Annotated in this window: 13 protein-coding genes and 6 pseudogenes; 5 read left to right on the plus strand and 14 right to left on the minus strand. The window is 46.1% G+C overall.

Annotated elements, in window-relative coordinates:
• From NDI35_RS24235 to NDI35_RS24275, 9 genes and pseudogenes are all read right to left on the minus strand, one after another.
• A pseudogene (locus tag NDI35_RS24235) lies at positions 1–975 on the minus strand (hypothetical protein); the annotation flags it as partial.
• A 77-nt stretch (positions 976–1,052) separates the two neighbouring features.
• Positions 1,053–2,006: an ABC transporter ATP-binding protein gene (locus NDI35_RS24240; RefSeq protein ID WP_333061090.1), complete on the minus strand. Its 954-nt coding sequence runs from the start codon at positions 2,004–2,006 to the stop codon at positions 1,053–1,055.
• 181 nt (positions 2,007–2,187) lie between these two features.
• A pseudogene (locus NDI35_RS24245) lies at positions 2,188–2,697 on the minus strand (DUF6745 domain-containing protein); the annotation flags it as partial.
• A 567-nt stretch (positions 2,698–3,264) separates the two neighbouring features.
• A pseudogene (locus NDI35_RS24250) lies at positions 3,265–4,443 on the minus strand (leucine-rich repeat domain-containing protein); the annotation flags it as partial.
• A gap of 142 nt (positions 4,444–4,585) precedes the next feature.
• A pseudogene (locus tag NDI35_RS24255) lies at positions 4,586–5,179 on the minus strand (ABC transporter permease); the annotation flags it as partial.
• Between the two features lie 12 nt (positions 5,180–5,191).
• Positions 5,192–5,758 (minus strand): annotated as a pseudogene (locus NDI35_RS24260) (DUF6745 domain-containing protein); the annotation flags it as partial.
• A 492-nt stretch (positions 5,759–6,250) separates the two neighbouring features.
• Positions 6,251–7,579 (minus strand): annotated as a pseudogene (locus NDI35_RS24265) (leucine-rich repeat domain-containing protein); the annotation flags it as partial.
• 111 nt (positions 7,580–7,690) lie between these two features.
• Complete coding sequence (locus tag NDI35_RS24270) at positions 7,691–8,731, minus strand: ABC transporter permease (protein ID WP_445314946.1); 1,041 nt, start codon at positions 8,729–8,731, stop codon at positions 7,691–7,693.
• Between the two features lie 218 nt (positions 8,732–8,949).
• Complete coding sequence (locus NDI35_RS24275; protein WP_333175468.1) at positions 8,950–9,462, minus strand: adenine phosphoribosyltransferase; 513 nt, start codon at positions 9,460–9,462, stop codon at positions 8,950–8,952.
• Between the two features lie 237 nt (positions 9,463–9,699).
• Between NDI35_RS24275 and NDI35_RS24280 the strand changes: the two genes are divergently transcribed.
• Entirely contained in the window at positions 9,700–10,866 is a 1,167-nt protein-coding gene (locus tag NDI35_RS24280) for a pyridoxal phosphate-dependent aminotransferase (protein ID WP_445314947.1), read from the plus strand.
• 108 nt (positions 10,867–10,974) lie between these two features.
• Here the strand turns inward: NDI35_RS24280 and NDI35_RS24285 are convergent, their stop codons facing one another.
• The gene (locus tag NDI35_RS24285) at positions 10,975–11,748 is read right to left on the minus strand and encodes an RNA polymerase sigma factor SigF (RefSeq protein WP_445314948.1); all 774 of its coding nucleotides are present in this window, start codon (positions 11,746–11,748) and stop codon (positions 10,975–10,977) included.
• Between the two features lie 462 nt (positions 11,749–12,210).
• Entirely contained in the window at positions 12,211–13,053 is an 843-nt protein-coding gene (locus tag NDI35_RS24290; RefSeq protein ID WP_445314949.1) for a photosystem II manganese-stabilizing polypeptide, read from the minus strand.
• A 401-nt stretch (positions 13,054–13,454) separates the two neighbouring features.
• On the opposite strand from NDI35_RS24290, the gene NDI35_RS24295 reads away from it, so the two are divergent.
• The gene (locus tag NDI35_RS24295) at positions 13,455–13,817 is read left to right on the plus strand and encodes a hypothetical protein (protein ID WP_445314950.1); all 363 of its coding nucleotides are present in this window, start codon (positions 13,455–13,457) and stop codon (positions 13,815–13,817) included.
• 67 nt (positions 13,818–13,884) lie between these two features.
• On the opposite strand, the gene NDI35_RS24300 is transcribed toward NDI35_RS24295, so the two are convergent.
• The gene (locus NDI35_RS24300) at positions 13,885–15,603 is read right to left on the minus strand and encodes a calcium-binding protein (RefSeq protein ID WP_445314951.1); all 1,719 of its coding nucleotides are present in this window, start codon (positions 15,601–15,603) and stop codon (positions 13,885–13,887) included.
• Positions 15,604–15,671: 68 nt separating this feature from the next.
• On the opposite strand from NDI35_RS24300, the gene NDI35_RS24305 reads away from it, so the two are divergent.
• Positions 15,672–15,866: a hypothetical protein gene (locus NDI35_RS24305; RefSeq protein ID WP_445314952.1), complete on the plus strand. Its 195-nt coding sequence runs from the start codon at positions 15,672–15,674 to the stop codon at positions 15,864–15,866.
• 172 nt (positions 15,867–16,038) lie between these two features.
• Here NDI35_RS24305 and NDI35_RS24310 read toward each other — a convergent pair whose 3' ends face one another.
• Together NDI35_RS24310 and NDI35_RS24315 are read right to left on the minus strand one after the other, a co-directional pair.
• Positions 16,039–21,456 (minus strand): trifunctional serine/threonine-protein kinase/ATP-binding protein/sensor histidine kinase, encoded by a 5,418-nt coding sequence (locus NDI35_RS24310; protein WP_445314953.1) that lies wholly within the window; start codon positions 21,454–21,456, stop codon positions 16,039–16,041.
• A gap of 167 nt (positions 21,457–21,623) precedes the next feature.
• Positions 21,624–22,610 carry an AEC family transporter gene (locus tag NDI35_RS24315; RefSeq protein WP_445314954.1) on the minus strand — a complete coding sequence of 329 codons (987 nt, stop codon included), beginning with the start codon at positions 22,608–22,610 and terminating at the stop codon, positions 21,624–21,626.
• A gap of 212 nt (positions 22,611–22,822) precedes the next feature.
• Here NDI35_RS24315 and NDI35_RS24320 point away from each other — a divergent pair, with 212 nt between their 5' ends.
• Both NDI35_RS24320 and NDI35_RS24325 read left to right on the plus strand, forming a co-directional pair.
• On the plus strand, positions 22,823–25,354 hold the full coding sequence (locus tag NDI35_RS24320; protein WP_445314955.1) for a vWA domain-containing protein: 2,532 nt from the start codon (positions 22,823–22,825) through the stop codon (positions 25,352–25,354).
• 95 nt (positions 25,355–25,449) lie between these two features.
• Complete coding sequence (locus tag NDI35_RS24325) at positions 25,450–25,794, plus strand: hypothetical protein (RefSeq protein ID WP_333153902.1); 345 nt, start codon at positions 25,450–25,452, stop codon at positions 25,792–25,794.
• The last annotated feature ends 22 nt before the right edge of the window (positions 25,795–25,816 follow it).

Raw genomic sequence — 25,816 nt, forward strand, 5'->3', positions numbered from 1 at the left:
CAAATAACTTTGCCGCTTGCTCAAAACTGTAGCACTGGGATTTGGAAAGCGGCGCTGCCATCCCTGCCACATCCAGTAGGTTCCTGTACCACAAACCAAGAGAGACAAAGCAAGGCCACTCGCAATATTTGTACCCACTGGCGAGTAAAACCATTGCAGCTTGTCTAAGTCTTCAACTAACGAATCGAACTCACCTCTATCAACTAGAAAAAGCTGATATCTCACGATAGCAAGGGGAGACAAAAATTTTAACAAATCCCAAGCAGTTCGCGTGAAGGGGAGCGCAGAAATCCCAAACACCACAAAAACCATACCGCTAGCCAACCAAGGTTGAAATCCTCCCAACCAACTGGTTGTCAATCCAAATAGCATCGCACCGCTGTAAAATAAAGCACAGCTAGCTGCAACTGCTATGTAGAAACATAAAATTTCATTCAGAGGTATTTGAGCGGCTAATCCAGCGTACAAGTGCAGCGGTACTGCCAGAATTGCTGCTAGATAAAGTAAAATTGGGACGCCAAGGATTTTGCCGAGAAAAATTGTTTTGGCAGACTGGGGACTGAGGCGAATAAAGTTGAGCGTGCCGCGGCGTTCCTCCTTGTCTAAGTCACTGACAAGTAGATAAGTCCCTGCTACTAATAAAGCTAAGACGCTAAATATGCTCAGCCAAACGAATATCTCTAGCCACCACTCCCGCCAGTTAATGACAAAGTTGCTGAAGGCATCTCTGACGCAGATTTTTTCATAGGGATGGGCGTTATCTAAAGAGCAAAATCTGTGATAGATGGGGTAAGTGTACTCCCCATTAGGAGGGGGAACGGGTATCTGAGCGCTGACAGACATGAACAGCAGCAGTTGAGCGCTTAGGGAAAGGGCAGAGGCGATCGCCATATTGCCAGTATTCAAGCGACCTTTGATTTCTCGAAATAACTGGGGATTCCAGTTGCCTATTTTGTCGAGTAAGTGAAGTGTCATTGGTTATTGGTGATTAGGAATGGGTGACGACTCAGTTATAACTCACGGTTTATTCTGGTAAACAGGAAACTAGCAAATTAGGATGCTTGCTGGTGCCCCATCTTGAGGAAGATGGTTTCTAAGTCTTCTTGAGTGCAGTGGAATTCGGTTAGGGGAATGTTGGCGGCGACGAGTTCCCGTAATAAATTTGCGGCATCTTCCGGGCTTCCTGAAAAATCAACGCACACCTGTTGAGTTTCCGGGATTATTGCCCAATTTTCCACCCAAGGAAAGTTTTTTAAGGCCGATGTTAGCGCTTCTAATTTATTTCCTAAAACCGACATGAAAATTTGCTGGCGGCTGAGGCGTTTGTAAAGTTCTTGTAAAGGTGCGCTTTCGACCAGATATCCGAGTTCCATGATACCCACCCAGGTACAAAGTTCGGCTAAATCGCTGAGGACGTGAGATGATATGACTACGGTCATGCCGGCTTCTTGCAAAACTTTGATAATTTCGCGGAACTGCATTCGGGCGATCGGATCTAAGCCAGAAACGGGTTCGTCTAACAACAACAATAGCGGTTCGTGGATAATAGTTCTCCCCAAACTCAGGCGCTGTTTCATCCCCCGCGACAGGGTGGAAATTAAGCTGTTGCGCTTGTTGGTTAGTTGCACGAGTTCTAACACGGAGTTGATTCGCTCTCGGCGGCGGGGTTGCTGGAGGTTGTAGAGTCGGGCAAAATAGTCTAAATAATCCCAAACAGTCAAGTCGTCGTAGAGGGGAAAGTCGTCGGGAAGAAAGCCGATGCGCTGTTTGAGAATCGGGTGCGATCGATCGCGCAATAACCTATCCCCGTTGATGTAAATTTCCCCTATAGTCGGTTCCTCAGCCGCCGCCAACATCCGCAGCAAGGTAGTTTTGCCGGCACCGTTGGGGCCTATCAGTCCGCATACTTCGCCTGCTGCTACTTGCAAATCGATGTCATTGACGGCTATATGGCGATCGAATTGTTTCGTCAGCCCGCGAGTTTCTATTGCTAGTTGTTTTGCCATGTTTGGAGGGTGAATGAAGTTTTATCTGTGCATTCCTGGCAGGGAAATAGAAGTTTACAACTAGCCTAGCCCGTTCTTCAATGAATTGTCAGCCCCGTTCGGAAATTAAAAATTCAAACGCTTTTATATCTGCTATGGCCGATGCCCACGAGCATCGAATTTACCTGAGAAAGGCTATATATCAAGTCTGCACGGAAAATTCCTCTGGATCAATATCCCAATTTGCCCAGCGAATTGCCTCCCTCGCTGATGTCAGGTTAGGTGGAACTCTCAAAGCGTGAATGAATCCCGTACTCGGACAAGTCATTTTTAACAAAGAAATCGGCTCGACATCGGCGTTATATATTTGTAATAGTGCATACTCCTGCCAACTATCTATTTGTTTTGCTTGCAACTCTTGACAAATTCTATCGTAACCAATTCCTTGAATTAACACTCGCCGAACTTCGGCATTCTCTTCTGCTAAAAGCCATTGGGATTGCCATTGATTTGGGTGGAATTTGCCGTATTTTTCAGGCAATCTGACATCGTGATCGTAGTAAAAATTCCATCCGTCCGCAAACTCAATGGCAGGTTCTCCTTCCGCGTGCAAGCGGTTTTGACTGTCAAAGCGCAGGTGGCGGGGGCGATCGCACACAAAGCAAATTTTTTCAAAGGGAAATATAAAACCGCAATGCTCGAAAAGCAGCTTTTGGCAGTGATGTATTTCTTGTGCCTTTTGGGAAAGATTGACGCCTAATGAAGAGATATACCATTGAGTCAAATAGATTTCTTTAAACAAAGTCGTGGGGTTTTCAGCGTAGGTGATGCCCAACAAATAATCGGGAAAAATATTCCCCATCGTTTGTTCCGATCGATAATATTCCTCAACCAATTCGTACATTAGCGAGTTCAGTGTGCTGTCTGCTTCGGGCTCCATCGTCATGCTAAGGAGCTCATACTCCCACACCGCCGGACTTGCAAAGTCTCTCACAATCGATGGGGACATGGACATCCATTTCCAGTCTAGCTTTTTCCCCAATCTATTCCCATGTCCTTCGTTTGACCAGTTTGGTGAATGGTCGCCTTTTGGCAAGTTTAAAATTTGGAGAAAAGCGTCGCGGTGACTGCTGCAAATAATAACGGAGGGTTCTTCTAGGCCAATAGCGGCATAGGCAACTTTGACTGCTTCTGTGGCTTTTTGAGCATCAATTGGCCTAGTCGAGAGAGTAAGACGTTTCTGTGCGAGGAGGCCTAACACGCACATAGCGGTAATTCGATTGGCGCGAAGATCGAGTTTGGTCAGATTGGTGAGCGAGCGCAAAGCGCTGAAGTCGGTAATTTGATTGCTGCACAGATACAGTGTGGTCAGATTGGTGAGCGAACTGAGGGAGCTGATGTCGGTAATTTGATTGTAGTTGAGATACAGTGTGGTCAGATTGGTGAGCGAGCCGAGGATGCTGATGTCGGTAATTTGATTTCTGCACAGATTCAGTGTGGTCAGATTGGTGAGAGAGCCGAGGAATCTGATGTCGGTAATTTGATTGTTGTTGAGATGCAGCGTGGTCAGATTGGTGAGCGAGCCGAGGAATCTGATGTCGGTAATTTGATTGCCACCGATAGACAGTGTGGTCAGATTGATGAGCGAGCCGAGGAAGCTGAAGTCGGTAATTTTATTGCCATCGATAGACAGTGCGGTCAGATTGATGAGCGAGCCGAGGAAGCTGAAGTCGGTAATTTTATTGCTATCGATAGACAGTGTGGTCAGATTGGTGAGCGAGCCGAGGAAGCTGATGTCGGTAATTTGATTGTAGCCGAGATTCAGTGTGGTCAGATTGGTGAGCGAGCCGAGGAAGCTGATGTCGGTAATTTTATTGTTGTAGAGATTCAGTGTGGTCAGATTGGTGAGCGAGCCGAGGAAGCTGATGTCGGTAATTTGATTGTAGCTGAGAGCGAGTGTGGTCAGATTGGTGAGCGAGCCGAGGAAGCTGATGTCGGTAATTTGATTGTAGCCGAGATCGAGCGTGGTCAGATTGGTGAGCGAGCCTAGGAAGCTGATGTCGGTAATTTGATTGCCGCACAGATACAGTGTGGTCAGATTGGTGAGCGAGCCGAGGAATCCGATGTCGGTAATTCGATTGCTGTTGAGAGACAGTGTTGTCAGATTGGTGAGCGAGCCCAGGAAGCTGATGTCGGTAATTTGATTGCAGTCGAGAGACAGTGTTGTCAGATTGGTGAGCGAGCCGAGGATGCTGATGTCGGTAATTCTATTGTTGTTGAGGTGCAGTTCTGTCATGCTTGAAAGTATCTGCTCCGCTGCTTCAGGGTCATCAGTGCCAGCCTGTTTTAACAACCCTTTAACTGTGTGCCTTGCCTCTTCTGAAAGACTGTCAATATGCCTACACCAGTCGGCAAAGCTACTAAAACTCATTAACTCGTTTGATTGTTTTTCTGACATAAAACACTCCGAGATGGGTAATGGGGCAGGGGGCAGGCGGCATGGATAATGGGAATACTGTTGACTTGGGAATACTGTTAACTGTTGACTGTTGACTATTACAAATCGCCCTTGCGTACCTTCTGTTACTGAATTAAGTCTTCTATTTCAAATCTTCCCGCTTAATCCGAGGATCGACAGCTTTCAGCAGCAAATCCGCCAACAAATTCCCCACAATCAACATCGTCGCACCCATCATCACACTTGCCATTACTAAATACAAATCAAGATTTGTCACCGCCTCCAGAGTCAGCTTTCCCAAACCCGGCCAATTAAAGAAATATTCGGCAATAAACGCACCGCTCAACAAACTAGCTTGCCTCAAAACCCAATAGGGTAATCAACGGATTAACAGCATTCCGCAAAGCATGAATGTAAATTACTCGATCGCCCGCCAAACAGGCGAGCCCGTGCTTTTCGGATGTAATCTTGACGCAGTACGTCCAACAATTGTCCGCGCCTCAATCTTTGCCGGACAGCAAAACCAGTAAAGCTCAAAGCGACTGTTGGCAAAATTAAGTGCCAGCCGTAATCGAGGATTTGACCCCACATTCGGTAAGTGTGCGCGATCGATACAAGTCATTACTCCGACGGGAAACAGAGGCTTCGTATTCTGAGCAAAAAATACCAGCAGCAACGCTGCGATCGATCTGGGAAATCCTTGTCCGGTGTAGCTGACTACTTGTAGAACTCCATCGCCGCAATTATATCAAGTCTGCACGGAAAATTCCTCTGGATCAATATCCCAATTTACCCAGGCAATTGCCTCCCTAGCAGATCTCAGGTTAGGTGGAACTCTCAAAGCGTGAATGAATCCCGTACTCGGACAAGTCATTTTTAACAAACAAATCGGCTCGACATCGGCATCATCTATTTGTAATAGTGCATATTCCTGCCAACTATCTATTTGTTTGGCTTGCAACTCTTGACAAATGCGCTCGTAACCAATTCCTTCAATTAACACTCGCTTCAGCTCGGCATTCTCTTCTGTTAAAAGCCATTGGGATTGCCATTGATTTGGGTGGAATTTGCCGTATTGTTCAGGCACTCTGACGCCGTGATAATAGTAAAACTTCCATCCATCCGCAAACTCAATGGCAGGTTCTCCTTCCGCGTGCAAGCGGTTTTGACTGTCAAAGCGCAGGTGGCGGGGGCGATCGCACACAAAGCAAATCTTTTCAAAGGGAAATATCCAACCGCAATGCTCGAAAAGCAGCTTTTGCGAGCGAAGTATTTCTTGTGCCTTTTGGGAAAGATTGATGCCTAATAAAGAGATATATAATTCAGTTAAATAGATTTCTTTAAACAAATTAGTGGGGGTTTCATGGTATTTTCGAGATAAAAAATGCTCGCTAAAAACACTACGCCTCGTCCGTTCAGAGCGCTCATATTCGTCAACGAATTGGTACATTAGCGAACTCAGTATGCTGTCGCCTTCAAACTCGATCGTCATGCTACGGAGCTCATACTCCCACACCGCCGGATTGGCAAATTCTCCCACAATCGATCGAGCCATCCATTTCCCATCTAGCTTTTGCCCCGGTCGATTCCAGCTCCATTCCTTTGAGCTGTTTTCTGAACGATCGCGTTTCGGCAAGTTTAAGATTTGGAGATAAGCGTCGCGGGGACTGCTGCAAATAATAACTTCAGGTTCTTCTAGCCCAATAGTTGCATAGGCAATTTTGACTGCTTCTGTGGCTTTTTCAGCATCAATTGGCCTAGTCGAGAGAGTCCGACATTTCTGTGCGGGTTCACCTAACACGCTGAGAGGGGCAATTTTATAGTAGTCGAAATCGATGTCTGTCAGATTGGTGAGCGATCGTAACGCGCTGAAGTCGGTAATTTGATTGCTTCTGAGATTCAGTCTGGTCAAATTGATGAGCGAGCCGAGGGAGCTGATGTCGGTAATTTGATTGTTGTTGAGATATATCTCTGTCAGATTGATGAGCGAGCCGAGGGAGCTGATGTCGGTAATTTGATTGTTTTTGAGATTCAGTGTTGTCAGATTGGTGAGCGATCGTAACGCGCTGATATCTGTAATTTGATTGTCCTCCAGATACAGTGCTGTCAGATTGGTGAGCGAGCCGAGGGAGCTGATGTCGGTAATTTGATTGTAGTAGAGATACAGTGTTGTCAGATTGGTGAGCGAGCCCAGGAATCTGATGTCGGTAATTTGATTGTGGTAGAGATACAGTGTTGTCAGATTGGTGAGCGAACCCAGGAATCTGATGTCGGTAATTTGATTGAGCCTGAGATCGAGTGTTGTCAGATTGGTGAGCGAGCCGGGGAAACTGATGTCGGTAATTTGATTTTTTTCGAGATTCAGTGTTGTCAGATTTGTGAGCGATCGGAAGACGCTGAAGTCGGTAATTTGATTGTAGCTGAGATTTAGTTCTGTCAGATTGGTGAGCGAGCCGAGGAAGCTGATATCGGTAATTCGATTGCTTCTGAGATTCAGTGTTGTCAGATTTGTGAGCGAGCCGAGGAAGCTGATGTCGCTAATTCGATTGTCGCTGAGATTTAGTTCTGTCAGATTGGTGAGCGAGCCGAGAGAGCTGATGTCGGTAATTTGATTGTTGTTGAGATGCAGTGTTGTCAGATTGGTGAGCGAGCCGAGAGAGCTGATGTCGGTAATTTGATTGTTGTTGAGATGCAGTGTTGTCAGATTGGTGAGCGAGCCGAGGAAACTGATGTCGGTAATTCGATTGTTGTTGAGATGCAGTGTTGTCAGATTGGTGAGCGAGCCGAGGAATCTGAAGTCGGTAATTCGATTGTTGTTGAGATGCAGTGTTGTCAGGTTGGTGAGCGAGCCGAGGGAGCTGATGTCGGTAATTAGAGTGTCGCTGAGATCCAGTCTTGTCATGCTTGAAAGTATCCGCTCTGCTGCTTCAGCGTCATCCGTGCCAGCCTTTTTTAACAACACTTTAGCTGTGTGCCTTGCCTCTTCTGAAAAACTGTCAATATGCCTGTACGCGTCGGCAAAGCGACTAAAACTCATTAGACATCTCCTAACAAGCCTGTTAAAGGCAGGCAGGATGCCTACCCCACAAGAATTATGGGAGATGTTTATTGGCTCGTTTGGTTGTTTTTCTGACATAAAACACTCCTAGATGGGGAATGGGGCATTGGGCATGGATAATGGGAATACTGTTGAGTGTTGACTATTACAAATCGTCCTTGCGTACCTTCTGTTACTGAATTAAGTCTTCTATTTCAAATCTTCCAGCTTAATCCGAGGATCGACAGCTTTCAGCAGCAAATCCGCCAACAAATTCCCCACAATCAACATCGTCGCACCCATCATCAAGCTTGCCATTACTAAATACAAATCTTGATTGTTCACCGCATCCAGAGTCAGCTTTCCCAAACCCGGCCAATTAAAGAAATATTCGGCAATAAACGCACCGCTCAACAAACTAGCAAACTCAAAACCCAATAGCGTAATCAACGGATTAACAGCATTCCGCAAAGCATGAATGTAAATTACTCGATCGTCCGGCAAACCTTTCGCCCGTGCTGTTCGGATATAATCTTGACGCAGCACGTCCAAAAATTGTCCCCGCATCAATCTTTGCAAACCAGCAAAACCAGTAAGGCTGAGGGCGACAGTTGGCAAAATTAAATGCCAGCCGTAATCGAGGATTTGACCCCACCAAGGTAAGTCTGCGTGGTCAATACTTGTCATTCCTCCGACGGGGAAAAGAGGCGAAGTATTCTGAGCAAAAAATAGCAGCAGCAAGGCTGTGATAAAGCTCGGAAATCCCTGTCCCGTGTAGCTGACTACTTGCAAAACTCGATCGACTGTGCGGTTTTGATTGACGGCGGCGACTATTCCCAAAGGAATGGCGATCGCCCAAGTTACAATCAAAGATGCGATCGCCATCAATAGCGTCGCCGGTACCCGTTCCCACAGCAGCGAAGCTACGGATCGCTGATACACAAAACTCGTGCCAAAATTCCCCCGCGTTACAATTTGTTGCAGCCACAGCCAATACTGCACAATAGCTGGTTTATCTAAGCCGAACTGCTGTTCGAGTTGCTTGAGTGTCTCCGGCGAAATCTTGGGATTTTGGCTCAAAGTATCCAAGTAATTTCCCGGTGCTAGCTCAATAATTGCAAAACAAAGCATCGATGCCAAAAATAGCGTTAAAAGTGCCTGCAACAGTCGCTTGAAAACATAAGTAAATGTCTCGCTGCCAAACAGAGAATTCAACTTTCGCCAATTTCGATTCAATTTAATAGAAGTCATACGATTTTAGATTTTAGATTTGAAGAATTGTGAATGATATTAATGCCGATTGCATCGGAATGATTTAACCACAGAGAACGCAGAGATAGCAGAGAAAGAGAAGAGAAAGATGAATAATTCCGATGCAAAGAGCAAGAATATTATTTTTCAGTATTTTTTATTCAACTGTCAGCAGTCAACTGTCAACTGTCAACTGTCAACTGCCAACAGTTAACTAACTAATATTCAACTAGCGTGACGATCGGCACATCGGGCAATTTCTGCCTGCCACCCAAACCCTGCAATTCAATGATAAAAGCAAAACCGACAAGCTCGCAGCCAGCTTGTTCCAACAATTTAGCCGTCGCCGCCGCTGTTCCGCCAGTGGCGATTAAATCGTCCACAATCAGCACCCGGCTGCCGGATGTCATCGCATCTCGGTGCATCTCCAGTCGATCGACACCATACTCCAACTCGTACTCAGCAAAATGAACCGCACCGGGCAGTTTCCCCGGCTTGCGGACAGGAATAAAGCCTATTCCCATTTTATAAGCCAACGGCGCGCCAAAGATGAAGCCCCGCGATTCCATGCCTACCACATAGTCAACAGACATTGCAGAGCATTTTTCCGCTAAGCTGTCAATGGTGTAGCTGAGCCCTTGCGGGTCGCGCAACAAAGTTGTAATGTCTCGAAACAGAATTCCCGGCTTGGGGAAATCAGGAATGTCGCGAATCAGAGATTTGAGATCCATAAGCTTGCAGATCGGCGTTGAGGGTAACGAGGCATCAAAAATGGTACAATAATAACGTCAAAAATTAAAAATTAAAAAATAAAAATTAAAACTAAGAGCTTCTTTAATTTTTATTCTTTAATTGCTTAATCCTTTACGTACTATGTAAACAAATGTCATAATTCCCTAACAACAGGGTTGAATATCAACATTTGTCACCCTATGATCGAAAGTCAAAAATCTAATATCTAAAATCCAATGATTAAGTTGGCAGCACGAGTGGGTGAGGTTACTCCTTCTATAACCTTGGCGATCGCCGCTAAGGCTAAAGCAATGAAGGCCGAAGGAATTGATGTCTGTAGTTTGAGTACGGGAGAACCCGACTTTGATACCCCGGAACACATTAAAGCAGCGGCAAAACAAGCTTTAGACGCGGGGAAGACTAAGTACGGCCCTGTGGCTGGTGAACCGCAGTTAAAAGCTGCGATCGCCCGCAAACTCCAATCCGACAACAATCTCAACTATCAACCAGAAAATATCATTGTCACCAACGGCGGCAAGCATTCGCTCTACAATCTGATGATGGCTCTGATCGAGCCGGGAGAGGAAGTAATTATTCCGGCTCCCTACTGGCTAAGCTACCCTGAAATGGTGAAACTCGCTAGCGGCAAGCCAGTAATTGTACGGACTGATGCTTCTACAGGATATAAAATTACACCGGAACAACTGAGTCGAGCGATTACTCCCAAAACCAAGTTATTTGTACTGAATTCGCCTTCTAACCCGACGGGAATGGTGTATACTCCGGCGGAAATCAAAGCATTGGCCGAGGTGATAGTCGATCGAGATATTTTAGTCGTTGCTGACGAGATTTACGAAAAAATTATATATGACGGCGCCCAACACGTCAGCATCGGTTCCCTAGGCAAAGAAATCTTCGATCGCACCCTGATCAGCAGCGGTTTTGCCAAAGCTTACTCGATGACAGGCTGGCGAATCGGTTATTTGGCTGGGCCGATCGAATTAATCAAAGCCACCAACACCATTCAAGGTCACAGTACCTCAAATGTGTGTACCTTTGCACAGTACGGCGCGATCGCAGCTTTGGAAAGCAGCCAAGAATCTGTCGAAACAATGCGTCTAGCTTTCGCCCAAAGGCGTCAGGTAATATTTGAATTACTCGATGCTGTCCCTGGAATTAGCTGTATTAAACCAGACGGTGCTTTCTATATGTTTGTCAACATCAGCAAGACTGGAATGAATTCTCTGGAATTTTGCGACGCTTTCTTAGAACAGCAGCAAGTAGCAGTTATTCCGGGGATTGCGTTTGGTGCAGACGACCACATTCGCTTGTCTTACGCCACCGATTTAGGCACAATTAAAAAAGCCGTAGAAAGGCTGGATAAATTTGTCCGCAGCCTCTAAAAATTAGTTAGTAGTCAGTGGTTATTTGTTATTTGTTATCGATAGCAGCTTACTCGTGACTGCTGACTAATGACTGGTGACTGCTGACTAATGACTAATGACTAATGACTAAAGCTGTTTAGTCATAATCTCTTTGAGCAAATCCAGCCCCTTCTTAACTCGCCGAGAAACAGTCACCGCACTGATACCCAAGCGTTCAGCCGTTTCCTTCTGCGTCAAATCGTAGAGAAAAACAAACTCCAATATCTCGCGAGTCCGTTGTTCCAACATAGCCAAAGCTTGCTGTACGCGAATTTGATCCTCTTGCGCCAACTGAAAACTCCGATACTTGCTATCGGGCACCAATTCTCCCAGACAAGTAGCCCCCTCATCTTCATCTTGCATCGGCGCGTCCAAACTCAGAGGCGATCTGTTCAGATGAGCCAGCTTAATTTCGTGCCATTCTTCTACAGAAACCTCAAGGACTGCTGCTACTTCAGCATCCGTAGGCTTGCGGTTTAACTGCACCTGCAAATCCTTGATCGCTGCTACAGATTTGCGTTCCAGGGACTGCCAGTGGCGGGGAAATCGCACAGAAGGGCTTTTGTCCCGCAAGTAGTGTTGAATTTCGCCCCGTATGTAGGGAATTGCAAAGGAACTAAAAGCGTGTCCCTTGGCGATATCAAACCGCTCGATCGCCCTGATCAACCCAATACATCCGACTTGCAGCAAATCGTCGTAGCTTTCACCGCACTGGTTGAGCCAGTGGTAAACTTCTTTTCTCACCAGTCCAATATTCAGTTTAACTAACTGATTGCGGATTTCATTCGATCCAGAAAGTTGGTACTCGCGCAACAATTGCAAATTTTCGCTTTTTAGCTCGTTCGGCAGTGTGGTAGACATGGTGGCATAAGGGTGGGTAGAGCAGAGGACTGAACTTGCTTTAGATCTAGTTTACAATCTAGTCTAAAAAAATTCACTTTTAGGTAGTGTAATCCTAGCACTTAATAGGTGTGATAGCGGACACACCAGTTGAGCTTTCGGAACGTGAACGGATTTAGCGGGATTATCCGAAGGTTTTCGGCATAAAGCAGACTTTTACCAGGTAGAAGGCCTTCGACCGAATCCAGAATTTAACCAGGTTTTTTGAAAAATATATTATAAGCTGAAAGCGGTGTGAATACAATACTTTAATTAATAAAAAATCCCAACTTCATAACTTGCGAATGACCTCAATTAAATCATAAATTTAGTCATTAGTCAACAGTCCTAAGTTATATTGCTCAAGACTGTTGGCTAATGAAGGGCGAGCTGTTGCTTTACGGCCAGAAACTGCTCAAGTTCGATCAATCCAGAAAGCCAATTTTACGATACAGAAGGCTCAATGCGAGCGTAAAACAAACCCCGAATTTTCACGTCCAGAGCCGGTCTAGCTCCCAAATCAGTATCAGAAGGCTGTGTGCTCTCAAAAATCCCGCCAACTTCGCCAGTGGCGCTGTTGACTTTAGCAACTTGGAGAGAAATTTTGCCTGCCTTAGTGCGGGTGTCAGCTACCTTAACATTAGCCCGCACACGTTTGGAATTGTCAGTAGCCGGAAGCGCTACAGCATTGTCATAGCCAGTCGCTACCCCGCGACCTTTAGGGTCTAAAAAGCCTGCGCTGCGGTAAGAAGGAACGTTAAACTCCCCTCTCAAATCGGTGGAAGTATTGATAGCAACCACTCCCGGTTCGGAACTGGCCACGAGTTCTTTAATGGTGAACAAGAAAGGTACTTGCTCTCCGCCCGGTAATTGAATCGTAATAGCTTGAAAATCCAAGCCGTCTTCTTCTGTGAAAGTCAGAGTTCCGTCAGTACCGACCTTGAGCGTACCTTGAACTTGGTCAATGCTCGACGTGAACCGGGTCAGCAATTTACCAGGCACAAACTCCGCCTCTTGGCGTTTGTTTGCTGGTTCTTCCTTCACAAAATAAGTTGTGGGCTGCAAACACAAACCAGTCAGTTTATAGGTGCCGCCCGCTTCGATGGGGATCGATCCCCGAGAAGTTTCTGCCAAGCTAGGGCAGTTATTAGCCAAGCCAGTACCTCTAATCTCGTCGTAGGTGAGCAACTCGGTAGTCGCCACCGTCGTGTCAGAAGCAGAAGAACAAGCAACCAGCGCACTCATGCAAAAAGCTAAAAGTGCAACAATTAAAGCACGATATTTCATTGCCAACCTCAATATCCAACATCGGATTATATTAAGAAAAAGCCCTAGTTCGAGCAAAATATAATTGCCCGCCGGCAGGCTAGGCCAGCGCTTAGGGTAGCATTTAGATCCTGATCCCTCGCTTCACCGACACCGGCATTGATTCAAAAAAGCAAGCTAGTGCGCCGTGAAAATAAGCATGAACTTATGATTTCTCAATCATGTTCGGATCGCAGCCCAATACACATGGTACGACGGGTTGTGCTCTTTTCCTGACTTGGACTGCAAATTAATATTGCTTAAGTCAACCTACTTAAGTTACTTTGCTTATGACCCCGAATGGCGATCGCGACTAGCTCGATTAGTCGGTTGACCAAAAGGCTGGGGACAAAGGCCTTGTAGATTTCAAAGGAAGCAGCAGTATGGACAACGGCAAAGATTTAGAGTCAGAAAAGTTGCAGTCTCAAATGCAATCAGTGACAGAGGCGATTCGGACTTTAGCCGAAAGTTGTCAGGGAGACAGTCTGCTGCTTTTGGCCCTGCTGCGGAGGCTGGAAGCTTCGCACCGGGAAATTCGGGACGGTTTGTTTCAAGCGTCTTTTCCCGACAACCGCCAAGCACTTTACAAACTGCTCAGGAATATTGAAGCCAATGGCGGCTGGCCTTACATCCACCGCATGAAACTTCGATCGCTCTTGGGATACAGCCAACAATTATCTCCTCTAGAAGATTCTCCAGCCGAGTCGCCACAAGACTCGGCCGAAACTCCCCAAGACGTGAAATAGTTTTGAGTTATGAGTTTAGTGAGTTTTACATTAACTCATAACTCATCACTAAGCTGCGCGATCGCACCTACAACCCCGAAGGTGGAGGAAAAGGTGTAGGAAAAGGTATCAGGTTCGGCACCGTCGGGAATATCGGCGTCTGGCCCGGCATTGGCAATAGTCCGGGAGTCGGAGTCGGGGCCAGAGAACTCATTGACACCAGAGGCGAATCATCAGGCGCGCTAACTGTCGGTGCAGTAGGAATCCTCGCAGCCGTTGGCGTGGGAGTCGGAGTCGGTGCTGCTGTGGGAGTCGGAGTCGGTGCTGCTGTGGGAGTCGGAGTCGGTGCTGCTGTGGGAGTCGGAGTCGGTGCTGCTGTGGGAGTCGGAGTCGGTGCTGCCGTGGGAGTCGGAGTCGGTGCTGCCGTGGGAGTCGGAGTCGGTGCTGCCGTGGGAGTCGGAGTTGGTGCTTCCGTGAGAGTAGGCGTCGCTTCTTCCGTGGGAGTTGGCGTCGGTGCTGCCGTGGGAGTTGGAGTCGGTGCTTCCGTGGGAGTTGGAGGCGGAGTTGGAAGTGATTCTGTAGTTGAAGTTTGAGGTTGAGTTGGATCTGTAATTGTGCTTGTAACTGTAGTTGTAGTTGTAGTGGTAATCGTGGTTGGCCTGGGAGTAGCCGTCCCAGTCACAGCGATAAAATCATTCGCCTCGATAAGCGCCGCCGGAGTGTCGATCAAAATTGCTAAAAGCTTGCCGTCGAGCGTCGTAATTACTGTATCCCTGACATTTGCACCGTTGCCTTGGGTAACTAGCAGTTGAGCGAAAGATAAATTGCTCGGCAGTCCAAAGAAATCCTCTGTGTCATTGTAATCAGTAATTAAAGCCAGACTCCCAGGCCCGGCTCCCAATCCAAAGACATCGCTGCCGCTGCCGCCAGTCAGAGTATCCGAACCCTCGCCTCCGATTAAAGAATCATTACCCTCTGCTCCAAATAAATTGTCATTGCCGAAACCGCCCAAAATTGTATCGTCACCGATACCTCCTGCCAAGGAGTCATCGCCAAAACCACCGTCGATACCATCATTACCTTTGCCACCAAACAGAAAGTCATTACCTTCTTCTCCCAGTACCGAGTCGTCGGCTTCATCGCCGCGAAGGGTATCGGAACCGGTGCCGCCAAAAACTGTATCGTCAGCCTTGCCACCGAATATCTGGTCATTACCAGCGTCTCCGAAGAGCGAATCGTTGTCGGCATTGCCGTACAAAGTGTCGTCGCCGTCGCCGCCGGTCAAATAATCGTTGCCCTCAGCGCCCAACATTTGATCTCTACCACTGCCGCCGTTGAGAGAATCGTTCCCCGCATTCCCGTAGAGAAAGTCGTCATCAGCATTGCCGAACACGGAATCGTCACCGTCACCCCCTGTGAGGGTGTCGTTACCAGTACCGCCGGCAATCACATCAGAGCCTGCGTTGCCAAAAACTAAGTCGTCCCCTGCGTCTCCCAACACGCTGTCTATCCCGTCGTTGCCTTCGAGGATGTCGTTGCCCAAACCGCCGCGAATCGAGTCGTCGCCGTTCCCGCCGGAAGAAAAATCGCGGCCTTGGTTGCCAATGAGTTCGTCATTTCCTTCACCGCCAATCAGCGAATCTGCTCCGTCACCTCCAAGAAGCTGGTCGTTGCCGCCGTCGCCCTCTAGGGTGTCATCTCCTCCCGCACCCAGGAGCGTGTCATCGCCATCTAAACCGCGAATTCGATCGCTCAGCGGAGTTCCTAGAATAAAGTCGTTGCTGTCTGTGCCGATCAGGTTTGCCATACGGGATACACCGCTCCTAAATCAAATAAATTGTTTGAAATTATGTTAATCACCTTCGTGACAAGGGATTGCTGCTTGCCTACGTTAGCATAGTTGAGATTTTGGGGATCAGGCCTTGGGCGCGGGAAGTTTTGCCCGTGTCCAGAGTTGCGCTCCGCGCTGGTATAATGCCCGATCGGCAATCTAATTTACTTATTCTGGATTTTTTCAAATACAAATTAGTCGATCGCACTCAAGGCACTCAAACTCGACAAACGAAATGATGAAGACTGAAAAATGAATAACCTTTTCCCTTCTTGCTCCTCCTCAAAATTTTACTTCATGTACCACTTTTAAAAAATAATGCAACTGTAGGTTAGCTCCAAATCAGTAGGTCATCGGTCATTCCCTCTTCTTAAATCTAAAATCTAAAATGATGAAGAATGTCTTTTACTTTTATTCAGTAATAGGTAACACTATCTCAAATTCACTTCCTCCCCCCAAGGTAGAATTCACATTAATTGTTCCGCCGTGGGTTTCGACTACAATCTGGCGGGCGATCGCCAATCCTAACCCGGTGCCTTTTCCTACTGCCTTCGTTGTGAACAAATGGTCAAAAATCCGTTTTTTCACGGCTTCTGTCATGCCCGCCCCGTTATCGGCAATCTGAATTTTGATGTGTCGATCATCCGACTGACTGGTACGAACTGTGATACAGTGTGGATTTGCTTTAATGGCATCCAAACTGCGTCTTTGGTTTGATTCTTCTAGGGCATCGATCGCGTTAGCAAGCAGGTTCATAAAGACTTGGTTCAGTTGACCGGGAAAGCATTCGATTGGGGGGAGATTGCCGTAGTCTGTGACGACTTCGATCGCAGGATGGTGTTCGTTGGCTTTCAGCCGGTGTTTCAAAATTAAGATGGTGCTGTCAATGCCCTCATGGATATTAAAGGGAACTTTGTAGTCTTTATCGGCTCTGGAGAAGGTGCGGAGGCTGGTGCTAATGCCGCGAATGCGATCGCACCCCACTTTCATCGACAACAGCATCTTGGGCAAATCTTCTAAGGCATACTCTAAATCAATATCCTCAGCATCTTCTTCAATTTCCTCGCCGGGATCGGGCAGTTTTTCTTGATATAATTTTAAGTGACCAATCAGATCTTTGATTGTGGTCATTGCTTCCTCAATATTGCCGTTAATAAAGCCGACAGGGTTATTGATTTCGTGGGCTATTCCTGTGACTAGATTGCCCAAAGCGGACATTTTTTCGCTTTGCACGATCTGTAACTGTGCTTGCTGCAAATCAAGGAGCGATCGCTCTAATTCTTGTGCATAAGCTTGAGATTGTTGGTACAATCGAGCATTTTCTATAGAGATAGCCGCTTGGGCGCACAAAAGTTGGATGACATCAGTGCGCTCTTCTGTAAATGCACCAATTGTCAAGTTATTTTCTAGGTAGAGCAACCCGATTAATTTACCCTGATTTAAAATTGGCGCGCACAGCACACTTTTGGGCTTTTTCTGCATCAAATACTGATCGGCAATAAAATCGTTTTGGGCTGCGGCATTATCCAAAACCACAGTTTTCCAAGTCCGCTTAACATAGTTGACCACAGCAGGGGGAAACTCGTCGCTGGCTGACAGGGGTACAGATATTGAGATGACATCTTGATTGAAAGAGGCTACAGCTTCGATGACGAGATTCCCATCATTAAGCAACAGCAGAACAGCTTTTTTCGCTCCGGCATTTTCCATTACCACAGACATCAGTCCAGCCAGCAATTGTTCTAATTTAATTTCACTCGATAGAGTTTGGGAGGCTTTGAGAATAGCCGCGAAATCGAGGGTTTCGTAAATACTGTTGCTGCTCGATAGAATTGTTGGGAATCTTTGAGCTAAAATTGACGATTTATTGATTGGTTGGAGGCGGGTTTGGGGGATTACACAACGATTTTCTCTTGCCTGCAATATGGGAGAAAGAAGTTGGGGATAGCGTTTTTCTAAGTCATCTATTTTGGCTTTCGCACCCCAGCGAGCATAACAGTAGTAGGCTTCTTGCATATAAGCTTGCGCCACTTTTTCTTTGCCCCAGTCGAGGTAGAATTTAGCTGCTAATTCGTTAGCGAGAGCTTCTTCTTGGATGTATTCGTTTTCTTTCGCTCCAGAAATGGCGCGATCGTACATTTCAATGGCTTCTGCCCTCTGTCTGACAACTCGGTATTTCTCTGCTTCTACCAACTGCCACTTATGCAAATAATTCATGGGGGCGTGTTCTGCCCAATGCTGCAACGAAGTTTGATTTTCCTGAACTCGTTGCCACTGCGTTTCTAACTCCGTCTCGGACTCAGGAGTGGCCAGGGCTATGAGTGAGTCATAGAAATATAAACCAGCTTCGGAAGTAATTCCTACGCTTCCCGCTATATACTCTCTTGCTCGATCGACATCTACGGAGGCCCGAGCAATGTCTCCCAGCAGGAATCTCAAGGTCGCCCTGTACAGATAGAAGCTGCAGAGTCGGTACAAATCGTTAGTGGCAAGCGACTGAGAAACCAGCTTCTCCTCATAGCGTTCCTCTTCAAAGGAAATCTCAAACTTGTTTGGATTACCCAATAAAAACAGCGTTGTTTCCCAATAAATCGAACAATAATTTGCCGTCGTTAGTTGGTTGAGGTCGAGTAATTGCTGACGGTATGCCCGAATTTGGGGATCGAGGTCTGCCAAAGGTTGACCGCACCAGTAGGAATGTAGACAAAATCCATGCCCATTAAACCCGACAAACTCTAAATTTCCTGTTTCTAATGCCGCTTGATAGCCTGCTTGAAAAATGGGGAGGGTTTCCCGCAAATGCGATTTGCGATGGTACAAACAGAGTCCGATCGCAGCAAAAGTTGCAGAGCGAATATTTTTGGCCTCCGCGCTACTGCCAAGACGATAAGCTAATCGGCAAAATTGATCGGCTACCGTCACATCTTGTAGAAAGTTGTTGAGAAACATCCCATAGCAGCTATAGCTATAAGCTGAAGTACGACTGTTGCCATATTGGATAGATAAATTTACCTGTAAGGCAGTCACCAGCGCAAACAAAGACGAACCAGCCAGATAACAAGCTGTCGCAATACTTGCCGCCACTTGCATCGTGGCCAGTTTTTGGGCATCCACCATCGCTGGCAGCTCGAATAACTCTTCAATAGGTCGATCGCCGATCGAGCTATTAATTTCCTGCACTGCTTGCTGAATATCTTCTGATGTAGGGCTATCGGGCAATTCTACTCCTAATTCTTTGAGACTCAACAAACCGATAGCAATTCCTTCTAAAAACTTGTTCTGGGACGATAATGCCTGAATTTTGACGATGTAAACGCTCACTCGCTCAAGGGGAGTTCTGGTATGATGAATCACAGTGTCAATCCACTGATTCATCTGGTCAAAATCACCACAGAGTGAAGCCACTTCTGCTGCTATTTCGTGCAAGTTCAAGGACATCTCGTACTGTCGTTGCCAAGCGCTATCTCCAAGCAAATTTAGCCCGATCGCAGCATACTCGCGAGCAGCTTGATAAGCAGTAGCGGCTCTGGCTTTGCGGCAAGCCGTGAGGTTGAGTTGTGCCAGATCGGATCGTTCTGTTTGGTCTTCAATCAGCGCAATACCATAATTCAACTGATTGACGACTGAAAAAATTTGCTCTTCTATAGCTGCGAGTGAATTTTGCTGGATCAGCAATTGTCCAATCTGATAGTGAGCACGATCTCGCTCTTGTTCGGGAATTAAAGAATAGGCAGCTTGCTGAACGCGATCGTGCAAAAACTTGTAATTCACCACCTCCGAATTTTCTGTCTCCTCCCGTCTTTCTCGCCCCATATAAAACTTGTAGATTTCACTTTCAGGCAGGATTAACCCCTCTTGCAAAGCCTTCCACAAATCCGCAGCCGTTTCCGTTTCCAATTGCTCGGAAACAACTGCCAAAGTCCCCAAATCAAACTGATTCCCAATACAAGCAGCCAACTTCAACACATTCTGAGTCCCTGGCGGCAATTTTTGCAACTGCAACGCCATAAACTCGACCACATCATCCGTCAGCGCTGCCTCGCGAACTCGCACAATATCGCACTGCCAATAACCAGCAACCCAGTCAAACTCAATCAGCCCATCCTGATGCAGTGCTTTGAGAAACTGCGTTGCAAAAAAGGGATTTCCTTGGGTTTTTTGTGCCACCAACTCAGCCAAAGGTCTTGCCCAATATGGATCGCAATTGAGCGTATCCGCAACCAAATGATTTAGGCTTTCGGAACTCAACGGTTCCAGCGTAATAGTATTCACCGTTGCCTCAGCTTTGACCGCTGCATCCAGTGTCAGCATCAACGGATGTGCTGCAAATACTTCATTATCTCGGTATGCACCAATTACTAATAAATAGCCGATTGTCGCATCGGCCACCAGCATTTCCATTAACCGCAGCGAGGCGGAATCTGCCCACTGCAAGTCATCCAAAAACATCACCAGGGGATGTTTGGGTTTTGTGAACACCTTAATAAAGTTTTGGAACAGCAAATTAAACCGATTTTTTGCCGCATTTCCTGATAATTCTAGTGCGGGTGATTGTTGGCCAATAATTTTTTCGAGTTCGGGAATTACTTCAATAATGACTTGTGCGTTATCGCCCAGTGCTTGCAATATTTTAGTTTGCCATTGTTTCAACTGCTCGTCACTTTCGCTCAACAATTGTCCCATTAAGTCTCGAAATGCTTGCACAAAAGCTGAGAAAGGAATGTTGCGGTTAAATTGGTCGAATTTGCCTTTGATGAAATAGCCACGCTGGCGGACAATTGGTTTTTGAACTTCATTCACAACTGCCGTTTTTCCAATTCCCGAAAAACCAGCTACTAGCATCATTTCAGTTGTGCCACTACTCACGCGCTCAAAGGCTTCGAGTAGGGTTTCTACTTCAGTTTCGCGACCATAGAGTTTTTCTGGTATAATGAATCGATCGCCAACATCCCTCTGCGCGATCGCAAAACTCTTTATCCTACCGTTTTCTTCAAGTTGATCCAAACAACATTGTAAATCGAATTTCAGCCCCAACGCACTCTGATAGCGGTCTTCGGCATTTTTCCCCATTAATTTGCTGACAATCTCCGAAACTACGGGCGGGATTTCAGGGTTGAGTTGATGCAGTGAGGGTGGTTGCTTGGCAATATGACAGTGTACTAATTCCATCACATCGTTGGATTGAAACGGCAATCGTCCCGCCAGCAACTCGTAAAAAGTAACGCCCAAAGAGTAAAAGTCACTGCGGTAGTCAATGCCGCGATTCATCCTTCCCGTTTGTTCAGGAGACAAATAGCCGAGTGTCCCTTCCAGCAGGTTAGGATTCATCAGGGTTTGAGTTTCCCTGGGCAGCAAAGATGCAATACTAAAGTCAATGAGTTTGACTTGTTTTGTTTGGGGATTAATTAAAATATTGGCGGGTTTAATGTCTTTGTGAATTATCCGGTGGCGGTAGAGTATATCTAATGTATTGCTCAGGTCGATCGCCACTGGCAAAAACTCGCTCAGAGTCGGCCGAGTTTCCCGTTTTTCCCTCCATGCGTTCAGAGAAATTCCCCCAAAGTCTTCCATTACCAACGCATAGCTGTTGTGGTAGGTTTCTAAGCTGTAGATTTCGATGATTCCGGGCAAGTTGAGGTTTTTGGCGATCGTGTACTGATTGCGAAATTGCACCAGTTCGCTGAAGCTGGGATACTCGTTCTGCAGGACTTTGATAGCGACGGGCTGTTTATCGCTAGTGCGGAAAGCTCGATAAACTAGGGTGCGAGTTCCTGAGTAAATGCGATCGAGAATTTGATAACCTGTCAATGTAAAATTTATACTTGCCATACTTTTATTCTTCCCGTCCTCAGCGGGCTATTTCCACATTAGCAGAAGCCAATACAGTTTCCCAGTCCAGTGATTGTTAAATTAATATGACATAGAGCGCTCAACATTTGTGATGGGGATCACTGAAATAATACACTTTTTAAACTGACCAAATCCTATTATTTTTATTAAAAATTAAATACCCTCATCCATATTGGAATAGTGAATAATAAACTAACGCAGCCGAGGCCGATCGCTGTTACTGCTAATTCGCGATCGAGATTGAAAGCTTCGGCCAACAACGTAGTACCAAAAGCAGGAGGCATTGCCATTTGCAGCACTAGCACAAGTCGCGGCGCGCCCGCGATCCCCAAAAACGTTAATCCCGTGCCAATTACTAAGGGAACTAACAGCATTTTAATCGCCAGACAAGGCAAAACTTGTTTGAGGTTGTGCAAGGAATTCAACTTGCTCAACTGCATCCCGATCGTAATTAAAGCTAAAGTAATTACAGTCCAAGCACCTGTTGTTAACAATTCTGCGATTGGTGCCGAAAGCGACAAGCTGCGCGAGACAAATCCTAAACCAAAAGCCCACAGTGCTGGATTCTGAAAAATTGCCCGCACCGGACCTAACCAACTCTGAGGGCGATCGCTTTTACCGCAGTGAGAAGCAATAGCAACTCCCAGTATATTCATTCCCACGGTAGTGCCTAGCAAGTCGTAAAACAACGCCCAGGCAAAGTGTTCCGACCCTAATAAGGACAAGGTGACGGGAATGCCTAAAAAACCCGTATTACCCACCATCGTTGCCAATAAGAAGCTGCCTTGAGTGGGCAAACTCCAAGCGGTAGTGTGTTCCGGGCTATTTTGGGCGATCGGATTAAGAGTCTTAAAACGTTCGTCCCCGACACCGAACTTTATCAAAATCCAAGCGAGTCCTCCACCTGCTAGAATTGCCGCCCAAGCTATCAGCGGCGCCTTCCAAATAGCGCCCGACAAATTGGCGCTGCGGATAAAAGCAACAATGCTCAATGGCGTGCCAAAGAAGAAAAGAAACTTGGCTAAATATGTAGAATAGCTTCTCGGTAGTAGGCGACCGAGAATGAATCCGAACGCCACCCATCCGATCAGATTTAGATAAAGTTTGAGCAGCGGATTTTCTAAAGAAAGCATGATTGACTAAATATTTACTAAATATTTACGCAGATCCACTACTTTTGCCAAAAAAGCCCACCTTTACCCTACCGCCGCAGTTTTCCCTTGCACCGCAGCGCTCAATATTAATGTTTATTCAGCCTCGCAGATAATTTTCCACACCGGCCTTGACATCCACAGAAGCGCGTGTCATGATTAAGTTGAGGAATAAGTCAACATAGGTGAAAACTATGGCACGGCAAGCAAAACAATCATCTCAAGTCAAAAGTTCCAGCAGCCAAGCAGCCTCCAATACTCGCACCAAATTTACCCTCTACAATTTTGCCGGAAACGCAAAGGCATTCTATCTAGTCGATCGCATTAATTTAGAAAGAAAGCCCGGTGAGATCCCAGAAAAATCCGTCGCTCACAGCATCATCATCATCGACCGTTCCGGCTCAATGTATTATGACTTAGAACCGCTGAAAGAAACCCTAATCAAGCTTTTGACCTTAGACGAGTACAACAATTACCAGCTAATTGTCAGCCTGATTTCCTATGCTAGCAATGGGGACGTAATTTGTCATTTCCAGCGAATTCCAATTCAAGAAGTGCTGAAGTTTGACTCTCAATACATCAAAGAAATTCAAAAAATCCACACGGCTGGCTCTACCTGCATATCGCAGTCGATGCAACTCGCTAAATCTCTGGTTAAAGCGGGAGAAATGACAGCGATCAATTTGCACACAGACGGCTATGCAAATGACCCCAGTGCCAATTCGGAAGCTGCAAAACTAGGGGAAATTTGCGAAGAACTCAAAGACATGGATGTGTTTGCCAACACGATATCCTATGCCGATGCTGACTTCAAACTGCTCTCCAAAATCGCCAACACATTATCGGGAAATTGCATCCGCGCTGGCGAAGTCAACATGGTTTATGATGCTCTTTACGATAGCACAAAACTGTTAGGCAGTTCCGTTGCACCTGCGCTGGAAGAACCGTTAATTAAGGAATATGATTATCAAGTTTTTGTTTCCAAAAGCGGCAAGAAAATCAACGGTTCATCGAGCACGCTGAAAATCTGCGGGCTGAAAGCAGAGGATCGCGGACTGTTTTACAAATATCAGAAAGTCGCCAAAGATGAGTATGACAAACTACATGTTCCCGTTGCTCAAACTGATGAGTCAGTGTTTGCTTTTGCGAAAGCTAACCTCGCTGACGGCAATTTAAATACGGCTAAGTATGCGCTGGTGAGTACCTTCGACGCTACTTTGACGGAAAAACACGCTAAAGCTTTGACAAATGCCCAAATAGCGGAGTTTACGGAAGATTTGGAAGAGGCTGTTTTTGCGCCTGAAGTGTTGAAAAATCATGAAATTGGCGATCGGGTAAAAGTCAGCGAGAAAATTTCCCTGCTGGAGTTAATCAAGATATTGGAGGAAAACAGCAACAGCATCATCATCAACTTGAAACACTTGCAAGAAAATTATCAGCGAAAAGGTTTGAAGCGAATTGAAGGAAAGCGAGACGAAAACGGCAACCTTGTCAACCCTTGGCTGAAAACTGAATTCTTAGATGGTGGCGAATACGTGCAAATGGGTTCATTTGCCATCAATCAAAATACCGCTACCATCAATATGCTGATTACCCGAAAAGCTAAGCTGGTAAAAGTTGAGGATGGAACTTTAATCGCAGAAGTGGCGGGAATTCTAGTTACAGACCTCACTACTTTCAACAATTATACCATTGTCAGCGACGGCGAAGTTAATATTAAGTCGCTGCGAACCAAAATCAGCAGCAAACCAGTGTTTGATTTGCTCAAAAAATGCGGTGTCCTTGAAAAAGACGGTTCGCCTGTGCAAGAATTTGACTTCCGTTCAGAGTACGATATAAAGTTAGAGACTTTGCCCCTCGTGCCTTTTGACGGGCGTTACGGCAGCCTTGACGGAGTGTTTGAGGAACTCGCAGAAATCAAAATTCTCTCTAGCATTCTCTCGGCTCATTTGAAGGAGGAATCCGAGGCTTACACTGCGGAACAATTAGAAGAATTGAAACAGCATTATCTGTCCAAAAGCCTTTACATCAACTTTCCGACGACGACGGAATACACGGAATTAAAAAGTGCGATCGCCAACGGTTCAGTAGATTCGCGAGTCAGCTACAAAATCGACATCGGCAGCAAAAACATCCTCAACTTCGGCAAATTGCACTCGGCCAACAAATTTCTCGATCGCCTTTATGAAGCTTACCACAAAAACACGGGCGAAAAGCTAGCAAAACCGACATTTGACATCACCTTAGATGAGCCTGTTGTCTTCGCACACAAAACCCTGTCATCCCGAACAAAAATCACCAAAGTTGACGACTTGATGAAACAGATTTTCGATGAGTTTCTGGGGTTGGAGGATAACGGAATTGTTAGCGCTACTTTAGCGAAAGTGGGTGCAGATAGTTTGCTGCGCCTTTTGCAAGCGAAATGGCAGGAAGAAGATGTCAAGCGAGACGAATTTGTCGCTGCTTTAGCTAATGCAAACGAGCGACTGGAAGCTTATGCTGAAAAAGTGTACAGCGAAAAAGTTTCACCGCTGGTTTTCTATATCGGTTCTACCGGACTTATCCCGGATGAAATGGAGGCAAAAGCGGCGACTGCTGAGGAAATTAATTCTAAATACGGCAACTTGCAATTTTCTAAAGATGAGCAAGAGGGGATGTTTTTTGAAGTCGGAGACTGCATTATTAGCGTGTATGCTAAGAATGAGTATTTCACGGTAGGAAAGTAGAAAGTAGGGTGGGCATTTGCCCACCTTGGTTAAATAGGGCTGATTGAAATGAACTGCAAAGGCGTAGTCGATAGTAACAAATCCGGTCAAAAAATATGGATACACCTCCACTCCCACAACCAAAACTCGATCGCACACCGATCACTTTCGATCAATATGCAGCCTACACCCCCGAAAAGCTAGAACTGCGGCATGGTTTCTATGGCTATGGAGGGCAAGACTTGACAGGTTTTTATCTTGCAGTATTGGCAAATATGGGGTTACGGGAAGCGGTTCGCCAGGTACCGCTTTCACTATGGCTAGAAGCAATTCAAGAGTTAGCTTTCCAAAATCCTAAACTCAACTTTGATACTGAAACTGGGGAAGCTATGCTTAACAGCTTGAACCGAGGATTGGAAGATTTGCAAGCAGTTGCAGAGTATTTGGAAGAACAAGCTTAGTCGCGGTACACACAGCAAAAAT

It is taken from the genome of Microcoleus vaginatus FACHB-2002, from assembly GCF_040004035.1.
In the GTDB taxonomy this organism is placed as follows: domain Bacteria; phylum Cyanobacteriota; class Cyanobacteriia; order Cyanobacteriales; family Microcoleaceae; genus Microcoleus; species Microcoleus vaginatus_C.

Excerpts from the sequence above, each read along its gene's own strand:
- NDI35_RS24300 (WP_445314951.1), bottom strand. The coding sequence starts at position 15,603 with ATGGCAAACCTGATCGGCACAGACAGCAACGACTTTATTCTAGGAACT.
- NDI35_RS24325 (WP_333153902.1), top strand. The coding sequence starts at position 25,450 with ATGGATACACCTCCACTCCCACAACCAAAACTCGATCGCACACCGATC.
- NDI35_RS24285 (WP_445314948.1), bottom strand. The coding sequence starts at position 11,748 with ATGTCTACCACACTGCCGAACGAGCTAAAAAGCGAAAATTTGCAATTG.
- NDI35_RS24270 (WP_445314946.1), bottom strand. The coding sequence starts at position 8,731 with ATGACTTCTATTAAATTGAATCGAAATTGGCGAAAGTTGAATTCTCTG.
- NDI35_RS24275 (WP_333175468.1), bottom strand. The coding sequence starts at position 9,462 with ATGGATCTCAAATCTCTGATTCGCGACATTCCTGATTTCCCCAAGCCG.
- NDI35_RS24320 (WP_445314955.1), top strand. The coding sequence starts at position 22,823 with ATGGCACGGCAAGCAAAACAATCATCTCAAGTCAAAAGTTCCAGCAGC.
- NDI35_RS24310 (WP_445314953.1), bottom strand. The coding sequence starts at position 21,456 with ATGGCAAGTATAAATTTTACATTGACAGGTTATCAAATTCTCGATCGC.
- NDI35_RS24315 (WP_445314954.1), bottom strand. The coding sequence starts at position 22,610 with ATGCTTTCTTTAGAAAATCCGCTGCTCAAACTTTATCTAAATCTGATC.
- NDI35_RS24240 (WP_333061090.1), bottom strand. The coding sequence starts at position 2,006 with ATGGCAAAACAACTAGCAATAGAAACTCGCGGGCTGACGAAACAATTC.
- NDI35_RS24290 (WP_445314949.1), bottom strand. The coding sequence starts at position 13,053 with ATGAAATATCGTGCTTTAATTGTTGCACTTTTAGCTTTTTGCATGAGT.
- NDI35_RS24295 (WP_445314950.1), top strand. The coding sequence starts at position 13,455 with ATGGACAACGGCAAAGATTTAGAGTCAGAAAAGTTGCAGTCTCAAATG.
- NDI35_RS24280 (WP_445314947.1), top strand. The coding sequence starts at position 9,700 with ATGATTAAGTTGGCAGCACGAGTGGGTGAGGTTACTCCTTCTATAACC.